Source organism: Buttiauxella selenatireducens, from assembly GCF_031432975.1.
Lineage (GTDB): Bacteria > Pseudomonadota > Gammaproteobacteria > Enterobacterales > Enterobacteriaceae > Buttiauxella > Buttiauxella selenatireducens.
Map to the genome: position 1 here is coordinate 2,307,605 of NZ_CP133838.1, position 14,279 is coordinate 2,321,883.

Here is a 14,279-nt window from a genome sequence, read left to right on the forward strand (position 1 = left end):
GACATTTCCTTAGCGGTGTCCATAAGCTCGAGGACGGGTGTAGTAATCAATCAATGGGACGGTAATATTTGCCAGCAACACGGCAAACGCAACGCCATCTGGATAACCGCCGTAGGTACGAATTAGCCACACTAAAACCCCCGCCAGGGCGCCAAAAATCAAACGCCCACGATTCGTTGTCGATGCGGTAACAGGGTCGGTAAGAATGAAAAATGCACCCAACATCGTTGCACCAGAGAACAGGTGAATGACCGGCGAAGCACATTTTTCAGGGGAAAACATCCAACCCAGCGTGGCACACACCGCCAGCGTTATCAGGAAACTGACCGGAATATGCCAGCGAATTGCGCCTTTCATCAATAAGAAGACGCCACCTGCCAGGAATGCCAGATTGACCCATTGCCAGCCAATTCCAGCCAGTGCGCCCGTATAAATAGGAGCCTGCATTACGGATGTTGCGGAATGTCCGGCACGCAACCCAGTTTTAAAGGTATCAAGTGGTGTGGCCTGGCTTATGCCATCAATGCCCATGCGGAGTTGCGACATGCTGTCACCCGCAGCAGTGGCACCCGAAAAAATCACATGTAACGAATCGGCAAAACCAGGCACCGTAGCGGCAAGCGACTGTGGTGGGAGCCACGATGTCATTTGTACCGGAAAGGCAATCAGCAACACCACGTAACCGACCATTGCCGGGTTAAATGGGTTGTGGCCAAGCCCGCCATATAACTGTTTAGCGATTATAACCGCGAATACGGTACCGAGGATCACCATCCACCATGGGGCAAGCGGTGGAATACTCATGCCTAACAGCAGGCCGGTTAACGCAGCTGAATTGTCACTCAGAATTCTCAGCGGTTGCTTACGAAGTTTGATCACCAGCAGTTCTGCGGCGACGGCCGTCAGGACACCTAATGCGATTTGCACCAGGCTGCCCCAACCGAACCAGTACCAAAGCATTGCCATTCCCGGCACGCAGGCACAGGTTACCAGCAGCATAATCCGTGAAGTGCTGCGTTGGTTATGGGTATAAGGGGAGCTTGCTATCTTGAAAACCATCTATTCCTCTGATGCCATTTGTTGCGCTGCTTTTCGTGCCTGGACTCGGGCGATAGCTGCGGCAACCGCGGCTTTGCGCGGATCTTGTTCTTCTGCGGCTTCTTCTACAGATTCCTCAGTAGTCTTAGCCGCTTTACGTGCTTTAGCCCGGGCAATAGCGGCTTCAACGGCGGCTTTGCGTGGGTCAACGGGTTCGACGTTTACCACTTCAGCGCTTTTAGCAACAGGCGCAGATTCACCGGCTTGCGCGGCTTTACGTGCTTTAGCTCGGGCAATAGCGGCTTCGACGGCGGCTTTGCGTGGGTCAACGGATTCGACGTTTGCCACTTCAGCGGTTTTGACAACAGGCGCAGATTCATCGGCTTGCGCCGCTTTACGTGCTTTAGCCCGGGCAATAGCCGCTTCGACTGCCGCTTTGCGCGGATCGTTTGTCTGTGTTTCTGCCACGCTAATTTGCGATTCTTTCTCTGCCTGACGAGCGCGAGCCTGCGCTTTGCGTGCTTCACGAGCAGCGATGACTTGTTGGTTATCAGGCAAACTTCCTGCCTGAATCACAATAGGCTCATGGCTTTGCGCTTGTTTGTTTTTCACGCGCGCAAGGGCTGCCTGAATGGCATCGTTATCTTGCGCTGTGGGCTGAACAGCAGCCTTTTTATGGCGCTCAAGTCGGGCCGCTTTTTCACGCTCAAGACGTGCCTGGCGAGCTTCAAAACGAATTTTTGCTTCCGCCGTTCGTTTTGCTTCGAGCTCTATTTCGCGGATCTCCGCCTTTTCCTGGCGGAAATATTGCACCAGTGGAATGTTGCTTGGGCATACATAAGCGCAAGCTCCGCACTCGATACAGTCTTTGAGGTTATGCGCTTGTGCTTTATCGTGCTGCTGCCCGCGGCTAAACCAGTAAAGCTGTTGTGGCAGTAAATCGGCAGGGCAGGAATCGGCGCACGCGCTGCAACGAATGCAGTTCTGTTCTTCTTGCTGTTCACCCATTTCATTGGCCGATGGGGCCAGCAAGCAGTTGGTGATTTTAACCACCGGCACATCAAGCCACGGCAGACTAAAGCCCATCAGTGGGCCGCCCATAATCACTTGTTGATCATGGCCTGGTCGGAAACCGGCGAAATCGAGTAGATGGCGGACTGGGGTCCCCAGCCGCGCCCAGACATTCCCTGGCTGCTGAACCGCCTCGCCGGTTAACGTCACCACGCGTTCGGTTAAAGGTTCACCGTCGATAATGGCGCGTTTCACCGCGAAGGCTGTACCGACGTTTTGCATTAATACGCCAATATCAGAAGAACGCCCACCCTGGGGAACCTGCTTGCCCGTCAGAATTTGGGTCAGTTGTTTCGCGCCACCGGACGGATATTTAGTCGGGATCACGCGCAGTTGAATACCGTGGGTGTCGCATAACACCGCACGCAGCATTGAAATCGCTTGCGGTTTGTTGTCTTCAATCCCGATTAATACGCGTTGGGGTTTCAGGATATGCGCGAGGATGCGTACACCTTCGATGATTTGCGCGGCACAGTCCTGCATCAGACGATCGTCGGCAGTAATGTACGGTTCGCACTCAGCAGCATTGATAATCAGCGTATCAATCTTATCCCCGCCACCCTGCAATTTATTACCGGTAGGGAAGCCAGCGCCACCCAAACCGGCCACACCAAACTGATGAATACGCTCAATCAGCTCTTCGCGGCTGCGGGAGAGATAGTCTTGCCAGCCATCACGTTCAATCCACTTATCTTCGCCATCGGCTTCAATAATGACACTCAACTCTGCCAGCGCTGAAGGATGAGCAGTGGAGTGGGGCGCAATGGCGGTAACGGTTCCTGAGGTTGGGGCATGAACCGGAAGCATGCGACCACGCCCGCGAGTCAAAGGTTGACCGCGCAGAACATAATCACCGGGTTTTACGCACAGCTCGCCTTCAGCACCAATATGCTGCTTTAACGGGATAACCAGTTTTTGAGGTAAAGGAACCTGGCGTAACGGTGTGCCGTTTGACTGAGTTTTCATTTCTGGCGGATGAATGCCGCCATCAAAATCCCAGATTTTATCTTTGTTGAAACGGGTAAATAGCTTAAACATGTTGCTCCACCGGAATCAGTCGAACCGGGATGGTTTGCAGATCCCACTTCCAGCTTTCTGTGGTGGTTTCGACCGGGCGTAATTCAATACAGCGCGTTGGGCACGGGTCGACACATAAATTGCATCCGGTGCAAAGGTCACTAATAACGGTATGCATGGCACGCGTCGCGCCAACAATGGCGTCAACCGGGCAAGCCTGAATGCACTTGGTACAACCGATACAATTGGGCTCATCGATAACCGCCAGCATTCTGACCGGTTCCTGAGCCTGGCCATCGCCACCAATAGGTTGTGGATCGACGTTCAGTAACGTGGCAATTTTGTGCATAACAGCTTCACCACCAGGGGCGCACAGGTTGATATTCGCACCCTGGTTTCCTACGGCTTCTGCGTAAGGGCGACAGCCTGGATAGCCACACTGGCCGCACTGACTTTGCGGCAGCAATTCATCAATTTTATCGACGATCGGGTCTTCTTCAACGAGAAAACGGCGTGAGGCGTAACCGAGTATTAGCCCAAATACCAGGCCTAAAAGGCCCAATGCAAGCACAGCAATCCAAATAGTACTCATCAGAACTTAACCAATCCGCTAAAGCCCATAAAGGCCAAAGACATCAAGCCAGCAGTGATCAGCGCAATAGCGTTGCCGCGAAAAGGTGCGGGCACATCGGCGACGGCCATGCGTTCGCGAATGGCCGCAAATAGCACCATCACCAGCGAAAAACCAACCGCTGCTGAAAAGCCATAGAGTGCTGATTGCAGGAAGTTGTGGCCCAGATTGATGTTGAGCAACGCAACACCCAGCACCGCACAGTTCGTGGTAATGAGTGGCAAAAATATTCCCAGCAGGCGATAGAGTGCCGGACTGGTTTTGCGAACCACCATTTCGGTAAATTGCACGACGACGGCAATCACCAGAATAAAGGCCAGCGTGCGCAAATAGACCAAGTCGAGAGGAACAAGGATCAACTCATTGACCAGCCAGGCGCAAATAGAAGCCAGCGTCAGTACAAAAGTGGTCGCCAGCCCCATGCCGATGGCGGTCTCCAGTTTTTTGGAAACCCCCATAAACGGACACAGACCAAGAAACTTCACCAATACGAAGTTATTGACCAGCACCGTGCCAACAAAGAGCAGCAAATAATCTGTCATGAATAAGACCTGAAACCAAAAAAAAGCCGCCTATTATCGGCCAACTGGCCAATAACGACAACGGGGTGTTTATAAGGTTATTACGGCTTAATAAATGTTTGCTTCACACGGCTTGAGCGCTTGAGGTAAGGAACCAACAAGGCAGCAGCCAATAAAGGAAACATCAACTGACGTAATGCCAGCGTGTCACTTACTGGGGAAAATGCGAAGGTTTTAATCGCTAACAGTACTGACAACAATAACCAAAAAATATAATGACGTACCACATTCTTACGACGTTTGAAGAAGGCAATCGTCAACCACATGGTATAGCCCCACATAGCAATCGCGCAGGCAATCGAGGTATACCAAAAGATCACCATTTTGGGGCCTTGCGCGCTCATAAGTCGATGGCTTTCTGGGGAGATGAGCATCATAAGATAAATGGCCAGCGCAATTGTACTGCTGAGAAGCGTCATCAAAAGCCAGGCGAGAGGGGCCAGAAGCCAGCCTGCAATACGGGGTGCTTGCGTGGGTTCTTGCATGGTCGTCATATTACCTCCCGAAAAAGTGTGAAACTTTCCTTATGTGAATCATAAGGCGGGAGGATTATAAGGTTTTTTCAGCGCTTTGCTACCTGAGAGAGGCTAGATCACATAGCGCCAGACCGATTTTGGCACGCAGCCTAAATCAAACAGACGCCCGCCCGAGACTAATTCAGCACGACGATGATCGGCTGCGCGATACATATTCATCAGCTCATTATTATCCGTAAGATTGTAATTGAGGTGATCAAACAGTTTTTCCAGGCTTTCAGATGAGCTGATTTTGCGAAACTTCATTAAATAGTCGAGAGCAGTCATGGGCGGCTGTTATCCATACAATAAATGAGGAGTAGGTACGAGGTGTATTCGTTATGCATGAATAATAAACGGTATCCATGCATTAAAAATCAATAAATACTCCCTGATGGGCTTTTTAGGATTTTTCAATTAGCCGCGGCCACACGAATCCTCTCCAGATGTCCTTTTGATTGACGGTCGCCTGGCGAACATGCAACTAACACGCAACAATATAATTACCTGTTGTTACAATCACTGGGATGGTGTCAAATGAGCCGTCAAATAATCATGAGGAAAGCAAATGAGTGATAACATTCGTGTCGGACTAATCGGTTACGGTTACGCCAGCAAAACCTTCCATGCGCCATTAATTGTCGGTACGCCAGGTATGGTTTTGGCCGGGGTTTCCAGCAGTGATGCCACGAAAGTTCATGCTGACTGGCCAAACATGCCGGTCGTCTCTGACCCTCATCATTTGTTCAATGACCCTAATATCGACCTGATTGTCATCCCAACCCCAAATGATACCCACTTCCCGTTGGCCAAAGCGGCTCTGGAAGCAGGCAAACACGTGGTGGTCGATAAACCGTTTACCGTGACGTTGTCACAAGCTCGTGAATTAGATGCGCTGGCAAAATGCTGCGGTTTGTTGCTTTCGGTGTTTCATAACCGCCGTTGGGACAGTGATTTCTTAACCCTCAAAGGGCTGTTAGCCGAAGGCACCCTGGGAGAAGTTGCCTATTTTGAATCGCACTTCGACCGTTATCGCCCGCAAGTTCGCAATCGCTGGCGTGAGCAGGCCGGCGTAGGCAGCGGCATCTGGTATGACTTAGGACCGCATCTTATCGACCAGGCGCTGAATCTTTTCGGGTTACCGGTGAGCCTGACCGTGGATTTAGGCCAGCTTCGCCCAGGTGCGCAAGCGACCGACTACTTCCATGCTGTACTGGCGTATCCACAACGCCGCGTTGTCCTGCACGGCACCTTACTGGCGGCGGCAGAAACGGCTCGTTATATCGTGCATGGGGCTCGAGGCAGCTATATCAAATACGGTCTGGACCCACAGGAAGACCGCCTGAAAGCGGGCGAGCGTTTGCCGCAGGAAGACTGGGGTTACGATATGCGTGACGGCGTTCTGACGCTGGCACAGGGTGAAGTGATGAACGAACAGACGTTGCTAACGGTGCCGGGTAATTATCCTGCGTACTATGCCGCTATTCGCGATGCACTCACCGGACACGGTGAAAATCCGGTTCCGGCAGCTCAAGCTATTCAGGTCATGGAAATGATTGAACTGGGTATGGAATCCGCAAAGCATCGCGCTACGCTGAATCTGGCATAACGCGGCACGCCGTGAACGGCAGATGAATGCGACTTTTAGGGTGGATGAGCGTTTGCGCCATCCACCCTATTACTGCGCGATTGACGGGTGTGTTACCCGAACGACAAGATGACTGATTATTGCGCGGTGGGTTTTAACATATTTCCGCTCTTTTTGTGCTCCGCCAGATACTGATGCTGGAAAATACACATACGGATAGTGTTGCGGTATTCACCATTAATAAAGAATTCGTGGATTAATTCGCCTTCCACCATAAAGCCCAATTTCTTATAAATATGCACGGCTTTCGCATTTTCTTTATCAACAATTAAATACAGTTTGTACAGGTTCAACACCATAAACCCGTAATCCATCGCAAGCTTCGCAGCTCGTGATGCCAGCCCTTTGCCTTGATAGTCAGGTGAAATAATAATCTGGAACTCGGCGCGGCGGTGAACATGATTAATTTCGACTAATTCAACCAGACCGGCTTTTTCACCATTACATTCAATAACAAAACGCCGCTCACTTTGGTCGTGAATATGTTTGTCGTACAGGTCGGACAGCTCGACAAATGCTTCGTAGGGTTCTTCAAACCAGTAGCGCATCACGCTTGCGTTGTTGTCCAGTTGGTGGACGAAACGAAGATCTTCGCGTTCCAGGGGGCGAAGTTTGATTTGCAGCTCTTGGGACATGTGAGTTCCTTTCAAAGTTTCAAGGCTTCTGGACAGAAGCCTTGTTGACTACGGTACTGTGTTACGGTGCGACATCGCGGCCGGTTTTGCGATCAAGACAACGCAGGGTGTTTGGTTCCCAATAGGCGTTGATATTGGCACTTTTTTGGCAATTATCACGCGCGTCAAAAGCAGTATCGGCTTTATCCCACTCTTTCTCGGTCCGTTTGTTCACTTTCTGGCGCAAGTTACGTGTGTCATTCCATTGCTCTTTGTCCATCGCCGCATCCTGGCGAGTCTGCGCATTGTCACCAGATTCAATAATCAGCTTGTTTGTCTGGGCATTGGCTGGTTGAACAAACGCAAATGCACTTAGCAACAGCGCCAGCGGCAGTGTTGCCACGGACAGACGTTTGCGAAGATTTGTGTTCATTGCATTTTCCTTTTAGGGTGACGCTCTTTGTTGAAGTAAATGTACCATTGAGACTGGCGCGGACCAACGCGACCATGTATTAGCCCATTATTCCAGACAAGGTTAAAGATGATCAAAACAACCTTACTTTTTTTTACAACAGCCCTGGCTGAAATCATCGGCTGTTTTTTACCCTGGCTGTGGTTAAAACGCGAGGGATCGCCGTTGTTGCTGATTCCCGCGGCGTTCTCCCTGGCGATGTTTGTCTGGTTACTCACGTTGCATCCAGCCGCGAGTGGGCGTGTTTATGCCGCGTACGGTGGGGTCTATGTTGTGACCGCGTTGCTATGGTTACGCTGGGTCGATGGCGTAAAATTGAGCGTCTTCGATTGGGTTGGCGCAACCGTCGCCTTCTGCGGCATGTTGATCATCGTTGCTGGATGGTCACGTACCTGATTCCACTTTTCCCTCATTGTTCGTTCTTTTCTGTCTCTTCTCAAATCGGTTAATTCCCTTTATCGGTGTCACAAGTTAATTGTGACACAGTGCAAGAAATCATCATAAGACTACTTGTATGGTAGTATTTGCGTGTGTAGTTTAACCTTCATTGAACACCGTACACCTCATTTGCCGTCAGGGAGTCCGAATGAAGATTGTAAAAGCAGAAGTATTTGTCACGTGTCCTGGGCGTAACTTTGTCACGCTGAAAATCACTACCGATGAAGGGATTACCGGGCTTGGCGACGCCACCTTAAATGGCCGCGAGCTTTCTGTTGCTTCATATCTGAAAGATCATGTGTGCCCGCAGCTAATGGGTCGCGATGCACATCGCATCGAAGACATCTGGCAGTTCTTTTACAAAGGCGCTTACTGGCGTCGCGGACCCGTTACCATGTCGGCAATTTCTGCGGTCGACGTGGCGTTGTGGGATATCAAAGCTAAAGCCGCCAACATGCCGTTGTATCAATTACTGGGCGGCGCATCCCGTGAAGGGGTCATGGTTTATTGCCACACCACCGGCCATTCCATTGATGAGGTACTGGACGACTACGCGCGTCATAAAGAGATGGGCTACAAAGCGATTCGCGTGCAGTGCGGCGTGCCAGGCATGAAAACCACCTACGGCATGGCGAAAGGTAAAGGATTGGCTTACGAGCCTGCAACAAAAGGTGACTGGCCAGAAGAGCAGTTGTGGTCCAGTGAAAAATACCTCGATTTCACGCCAAAGCTATTCGATGCCGTGCGTAATAAATTTGGTTTCAATGAACATTTATTGCATGACATGCACCACCGTTTGATGCCAATCGAAGCCGCTCGCTTTGGGAAAAGCATTGAAGATCACCGTCTGTTCTGGATGGAAGATCCCACTCCGGCGGAAAACCAGGAATGCTTCCGTTTGATTCGCCAACACACCGTTACCCCCATTGCCGTAGGGGAGGTGTTTAACAGCATCTGGGACTGTAAACAGCTTATTGAAGAACAGCTTATCGATTACATCCGCACGACTATCACCCACGCGGGGGGATTAGCGGGATGCGCCGAATTGCCGATTTTGCTTCGCTGTATCAAGTGCGTACCGGCTCGCATGGGCCATCAGACCTTTCGCCAGTTTGTATGGCGGCGGCGTTGCACTTTGACCTGTGGGTGCCGAACTTTGGCGTACAGGAATATATGGGGTATTCCGAGCAAATGCTTGAAGTGTTCCCGCATACCTGGACGTTTGATAACGGCTATATGCACCCAGGTGAAAAGCCGGGTATCGGAATTGAGTTCGATGAAAAACTGGCGGCGAAATACCCCTATGAACCTGCATATTTGCCGGTTGCTCGTCTCGAAGATGGCACCTTGTGGAATTGGTAATAAGGAAACTAAACGATGAAAAGCATCACCATACAGCAACCAGAAAAGTTGGTTATTGAAGAGCGTCCTGTTCCACAGCCCCTGCCAGGAGAAGTGCGTATTCGTGTCAGCAGTGCCGGTATTTGTGGCTCTGACATACATATTTATCGCGGCCATAATCCGTTCGCTAAATACCCACGCGTCATCGGCCACGAGTTCTTTGGTCATATTGATGCCGTTGGCGAAGGGGTTGAACCATCGCGTATCGGGGAGCGCGTAGTGGGTGATCCGGTCGTGAGCTGCGGCCAGTGCTATCCGTGTTTAGTCGGGCGACCCAATGTTTGTACGGAACTTCAGGTTATTGGTGTTCACCGCGACGGTGGTTTTAGTGAATTTATCACCTTGCCCGCGAGGAATGCCCACGTCGTACCGCATAACATTTCTGATAATGAAGCCACGATGGTGGAGCCGTTCACCATTGCCGCTAATATCTGTAGCCAAATGAATCCAGGCCCACTGGACATCGCAATGATTTACGGGGCTGGGCCGATGGGCTTGACGTCAATCCAGGCATTGCGCGGCGTGTATCATGTAAAAGAGATTATCGTCGTAGACCGTATCGACGAGCGTCTTGCGATGGCGAAAGCAAACGGAGCCGATCGCGTTATCAATAATACCCGCCTGGATTTGCGCGCAGAACTTGAGCGTCTGGGAATACGCCCCACACTGATCATTGATGCGGCCTGTCATCCGGCCATTTTACCGGAAGCCATCGCGCTTGCCTCTCCCGCTGCACGCATCGGCATTATGGGCTTTTCATCTGACCCTTGCGTGTTGAATCAACAAGCGATCACCAGTAAAGAGCTCGCAATATATAGCTCACGACTCAACAGCAATCGCTTCCCAATGGTGATTGACTGGATGACACAGAAAAAAATAAACCCGGAGAAATTAATCACCCATCAGTTCAATTACATGCAAGTAGTTGATGCAATGGAGATATTTGAGAAAGACCAAAAGCAGTGCTGCAAGGTATTGCTGACGTTCTGATTCCCCCATCTGTATCTAAAGATTTGCTGTCCCTACAACGACAAATTGCTGAGAACAGAAATATGAATACTTCTATTGATATTAAAAATAATCAACCGGAAAGAAGTACGGGTGATTTAGTTAAGGCCGCCGTTTCCGGTTGGCTCGGTACTGCACTTGAATTTATGGACTTTCAGTTATATTCATTAGGTGCGGCATTAGTTTTTCATGAAATATTTTTCCCCGAGCAATCTGCTGCTATGGCATTAATATTGGCGATGGGAACCTATGGTGCCGGTTATATAGCACGCATCGCTGGTGCATTTTTCTTTGGCCGAATGGGCGATACTATTGGGCGTAAGAAAGTTCTGTTTATCACTATTACAATGATGGGGATTTGCACCACCTTAATCGGTGTGCTCCCAACGTATGCACAAATCGGTATTTTTGCGCCGATGCTGCTGGTGTTGTTACGTATTATTCAAGGGTTGGGGGCGGGTGCTGAAATTTCCGGGGCTGGGACCATGCTTGCAGAGTATGCGCCCAAAGGAAAACGCGGCATTATCTCCTCTTTGGTGGCTATGGGGACCAACTGCGGAACGCTATCGGCCACGGCAATTTGGGCTGTGATGTTCTTCGTCCTTCCGAAAGAAGAGCTGCTGGCATGGGGTTGGCGCGTACCGTTTCTGGCGAGCGTGGTGGTAATGATTTTTGCCATCTGGTTGCGTATGAACCTCAAAGAAAGCCCTGTGTTTGAGAAAGTTAATGACGACACTGAAAACGTTGCGGTGGCAAAACCGGTAGCTGATGAGACTCACTCTCTTGGCGCAATGTTTACCAGTAAATCATTCTGGCTTGCAACAGGATTGCGTTTTGGTCAAGCCGGGAACTCAGGTTTAATTCAAACCTTCCTGGCAGGATATTTAGTCCAGACATTATTGTTCGAGAAAAAGATTCCGACTGACGCGTTAATGATTAGCTCTATTATTGGTTTTATGACTATTCCGTTCTTAGGCTGGTTATCAGATAAAATAGGCCGTCGCATCCCTTATATTATCGTCAATATTTCAGCCATTATTCTTGCCTGGCCAATGCTGTCGATGATTGTTGATAAGAGCAATGATGTTAACGTTATTATGGCCTCAATTATTATTATTCATAACGTTGCGGTATTGGGATTATTTGCCCTGGAGAATATCACCATGGCAGAAATGTTCGGTTCACGTAATCGATTTACACGAATGGCGATTTCTAAAGAGGCGGGCGGCCTGGTCGCGGTCGGATTTGGTCCGGTTCTCGCAGGCATTTTCGTCAACATGACGGGTTCCTGGTGGCCAATTGTCGCCATGATGATTGCCTACTCAACGATTGGCTTACTGGCAGCGATATTGATGCCGGAAGTGAAAGACCGGGATCTCAGCCTGGCTGAAGATGCGGCAGAAACACCGAAAAAGGCTGCTGTGATCGCGGGGGTCAGAAGCTATTAAGGGTTTCGCCACAGGTTCAAGGTTCGGCAGACATCGAAAATGCGATCCTGTTATACAACTTTCAAATTCGTGTCATACCAAATAACCAAAGTTTAATTCAAATCAAAATGCAGACTACCATAGCAGGTAGTCTGTAGCTGTCCTCACGTTACTACACAGCGAGTTTTAAAAATGGAAAACAAGCTCTTATCAGCAAAAGCTATTCTCCCGAAATATGACCGTAATAAACTGGTTACACGCATTGTTCATCTTGGTTTTGGCGCATTCCATCGCGCGCATCAGGCAGTTTACGCCGACATTTTGGCTAATGAACATGGCAGCGACTGGGGTTACTGTGAAGTCAATTTGATTGGTGGCGAGCAGCAAATTGCTGATTTGAAGAAGCAAGACAACCTCTATAGCGTGGCAGAAATGTCTGCTGAGGCCTGGCATTGCCGCGTTGTGGGTGTGGTGAAAGAAGCCATACATGCGCAGGTTGAGGGGCTGGAAGCCGTATTTAGCGCACTGACTCAGCCACACGTTGCTATTGTTTCCCTGACCGTGACTGAAAAAGGTTACTGCCATACTCCAGCAACCGGCACCATCCTGCTCGACAACCCTTTAATCGCGCACGATCTCGCTAATCCGCAGCAGCCAAAATCCGCACCTGGTGTGATTGTCGAGGCACTGGCTCGTCGTAAAGCTGCGGGTCTGCCAGCGTTTAGCGTGATGTCCTGCGACAACATGCCGGAAAACGGCCACGTAACCCGTAACGTCATCACGGCATACGCACAGGCGCTAAACCCTGAATTGGCAGAGTGGATTGGGACTCATGTGACATTCCCATCCACCATGGTTGACCGCATCGTGCCAGCCGTTACCGCTGAAACACTGGAACAAGTTGCCCAGGCGACAGGGGTTGCTGACCCAGCGGCGGTGGCGTGTGAACCGTTCCGTCAGTGGGTTATCGAAGATAACTTTGTTGCAGGCCGCCCTGAGTGGGAAAAAGCGGGCGCAGAACTGGTGAAAGATGTTCTGCCATACGAAGAGATGAAACTGCGCATGCTCAACGGCAGCCACTCATTCCTGGCATACCTGGGTTATCTGGCGGGTTATCAGCACATTTCTGAATGTATGCAGGATGAGAACTATCGTCGTACTGCGCACGCATTAATGCTGCAACAGCAGGCGCCAACTTTAAAAGTGCAGGGTGTTGATCTGGCGAAATATGCCGATTCATTGATTGCGCGTTATACCAACCCGGCGCTGCGCCACCGCACCTGGCAAATTGCCATGGACGGCAGCCAGAAACTGCCACAGCGTTGGTTAGACTCCATTCGCTGGCATCTGGCAAACGGCAGTCAGTTTGATCTGCTGGCGCTGGGCGTTGCTGGTTGGATGCGTTATGTCGGTGGTGTTGACGAGCAGGGTAATCCAATCGAAGTGAGTGACCCATTGCTGCCTGCCATTCAGCAAGCGGTGGCGGCAAGTAAAGAAGGGGAGACGCGTGTTAAAGCGCTGCTGGAGCTGAAAACTATCTTTGGTGAAGACCTGCCAGCAAACGAGAAATTTGTTCAGCGTGTCACGGAGTGTTATCTGGCGCTACGTGAAAACGGTGCAAAAGCAACAGTCGCTAAGTTCTAAAAATCGCCTATTCATCTCGCCCGATACCGGGCGAGTTTTCTCACATCACTCTTCGCTAAACCAATCGCGTTTTTCTTGATGAATCAATAATATCGACTGGCTTATCTCATGCAGATGGAGATGCATCGCTTGATCCACTGCGTCTTCATCATGGCGCTTCAACGCGTCAAAAATATCGTAGTGCTGAGCGAGCAACATCTCGGGTGGCGAGACATGCTCAAGGCTCATATAACGCACTCGATCCATCGTCGCTTTGATGTTTTCCACTGTGTCCCAGGACAGGGGACAATCGGCAACCAGTGCCAGTTGCTGATGAAATTCATCATCTAGCTGGAAGAAATCATCCAGTTGGTTTCGCTCGATGGCTGTACGTTGCTGGTTCAGCAATTGCTCAAGCAGATAAAGATGCTCGTCCGTCGCCATCCTTGCCGCACGCTTCGCTACTGCACATTCAATCGCTTCACGAACAAAGCAGCCGTTTTTCACCTGGCTGACGGAAATCTTATTGACGTAAGTGCCGCGCTGCGGGCGAATTTGCACCAATCCTGTTTCTGCCAGTTTAATGAAGGCTTCACGAACGGGTTGGCGTGAAACATCAAAGCGGATTGACACTTCTTTTTCGGACAGCGGTGTTCCTGGCGGAATTAAGCAACGAACAATATCCCGACGCAAAATACGGTAGATTTGCTGGTTAACAGGTTGGGTAGGATTTAGCAAAGTTGGCGGTAGCATTAGTATTTTCTTATCGTGGAAAAACCGTGCAAATGTAACATT

14 protein-coding genes and 1 pseudogene are annotated in these 14,279 nt (G+C 50.2%); 6 read left to right on the forward strand and 9 right to left on the reverse strand.

The annotated features are described in order from the left end of the window. Positions 1 to 9: 9 nt before the first annotated feature. The 6 genes from rsxD to ydgT all read right to left on the reverse strand — a co-directional run bounded on the left by rsxD (position 10) and on the right by ydgT (position 5,141). The gene (gene rsxD, locus RHD99_RS10655) at positions 10 to 1,059 is read right to left on the reverse strand and encodes an electron transport complex subunit RsxD (RefSeq protein WP_309878731.1); all 1,050 of its coding nucleotides are present in this window, start codon (positions 1,057 to 1,059) and stop codon (positions 10 to 12) included. Further along, a complete protein-coding gene (gene rsxC, locus RHD99_RS10660) occupies positions 1,060 to 3,147 on the reverse strand; it encodes an electron transport complex subunit RsxC (RefSeq protein ID WP_309878732.1) in 2,088 nt (695 codons plus the stop codon). It lies immediately after the preceding gene. Continuing rightward, complete coding sequence (gene rsxB, locus RHD99_RS10665) at positions 3,140 to 3,718, reverse strand: electron transport complex subunit RsxB (RefSeq protein WP_309878734.1); 579 nt, start codon at positions 3,716 to 3,718, stop codon at positions 3,140 to 3,142. The genes rsxC and rsxB overlap by 8 nt, the downstream gene beginning before the upstream one ends. Continuing rightward, entirely contained in the window at positions 3,718 to 4,299 is a 582-nt protein-coding gene (gene rsxA / locus RHD99_RS10670) for an electron transport complex subunit RsxA (RefSeq protein ID WP_183269421.1), read from the reverse strand. The genes rsxB and rsxA overlap by 1 nt, the downstream gene beginning before the upstream one ends. Before the next feature lie 80 nt (positions 4,300 to 4,379). Continuing rightward, positions 4,380 to 4,832 (reverse strand): DUF2569 domain-containing protein, encoded by a 453-nt coding sequence (locus RHD99_RS10675; protein WP_183269420.1) that lies wholly within the window; start codon positions 4,830 to 4,832, stop codon positions 4,380 to 4,382. A 93-nt stretch (positions 4,833 to 4,925) separates the two neighbouring features. After that, positions 4,926 to 5,141: a transcription modulator YdgT gene (gene ydgT / locus RHD99_RS10680; protein ID WP_183269419.1), complete on the reverse strand. Its 216-nt coding sequence runs from the start codon at positions 5,139 to 5,141 to the stop codon at positions 4,926 to 4,928. Positions 5,142 to 5,421: 280 nt separating this feature from the next. Here ydgT and RHD99_RS10685 point away from each other — a divergent pair, with 280 nt between their 5' ends. Further along, on the forward strand, positions 5,422 to 6,462 hold the full coding sequence (locus tag RHD99_RS10685; RefSeq protein ID WP_309878735.1) for an oxidoreductase: 1,041 nt from the start codon (positions 5,422 to 5,424) through the stop codon (positions 6,460 to 6,462). A gap of 116 nt (positions 6,463 to 6,578) precedes the next feature. On the opposite strand, the gene speG is transcribed toward RHD99_RS10685, so the two are convergent. Both speG and RHD99_RS10695 read right to left on the reverse strand, forming a co-directional pair. Next, positions 6,579 to 7,136 carry a spermidine N1-acetyltransferase gene (gene speG / locus RHD99_RS10690; RefSeq protein WP_183269417.1) on the reverse strand — a complete coding sequence of 186 codons (558 nt, stop codon included), beginning with the start codon at positions 7,134 to 7,136 and terminating at the stop codon, positions 6,579 to 6,581. Positions 7,137 to 7,197: 61 nt separating this feature from the next. Then, a complete protein-coding gene (locus RHD99_RS10695; protein ID WP_183269416.1) occupies positions 7,198 to 7,548 on the reverse strand; it encodes a DUF1283 family protein in 351 nt (116 codons plus the stop codon). Positions 7,549 to 7,656: 108 nt separating this feature from the next. Here RHD99_RS10695 and RHD99_RS10700 point away from each other — a divergent pair, with 108 nt between their 5' ends. The 5 genes and pseudogenes from RHD99_RS10700 (at position 7,657) to RHD99_RS10720 (ending at position 13,505) form a co-directional block, all read left to right on the forward strand. Then, complete coding sequence (locus tag RHD99_RS10700) at positions 7,657 to 7,983, forward strand: YnfA family protein (protein WP_183269415.1); 327 nt, start codon at positions 7,657 to 7,659, stop codon at positions 7,981 to 7,983. Between the two features lie 190 nt (positions 7,984 to 8,173). Then, positions 8,174 to 9,387, forward strand: a pseudogene (rspA, locus tag RHD99_RS10705) (starvation-sensing protein RspA). Between the two features lie 15 nt (positions 9,388 to 9,402). Continuing rightward, positions 9,403 to 10,416 carry a Zn-dependent oxidoreductase gene (locus RHD99_RS10710; RefSeq protein WP_309878736.1) on the forward strand — a complete coding sequence of 338 codons (1,014 nt, stop codon included), beginning with the start codon at positions 9,403 to 9,405 and terminating at the stop codon, positions 10,414 to 10,416. A gap of 62 nt (positions 10,417 to 10,478) precedes the next feature. Continuing rightward, positions 10,479 to 11,882: an MFS transporter gene (locus RHD99_RS10715; protein WP_309878738.1), complete on the forward strand. Its 1,404-nt coding sequence runs from the start codon at positions 10,479 to 10,481 to the stop codon at positions 11,880 to 11,882. 171 nt (positions 11,883 to 12,053) lie between these two features. Next, entirely contained in the window at positions 12,054 to 13,505 is a 1,452-nt protein-coding gene (locus RHD99_RS10720) for a mannitol dehydrogenase family protein (RefSeq protein ID WP_183269411.1), read from the forward strand. Positions 13,506 to 13,550: 45 nt separating this feature from the next. Here the strand turns inward: RHD99_RS10720 and RHD99_RS10725 are convergent, their stop codons facing one another. Beyond that, the gene (locus RHD99_RS10725; RefSeq protein ID WP_309878739.1) at positions 13,551 to 14,237 is read right to left on the reverse strand and encodes a GntR family transcriptional regulator; all 687 of its coding nucleotides are present in this window, start codon (positions 14,235 to 14,237) and stop codon (positions 13,551 to 13,553) included. Positions 14,238 to 14,279 lie beyond the last annotated feature (42 nt).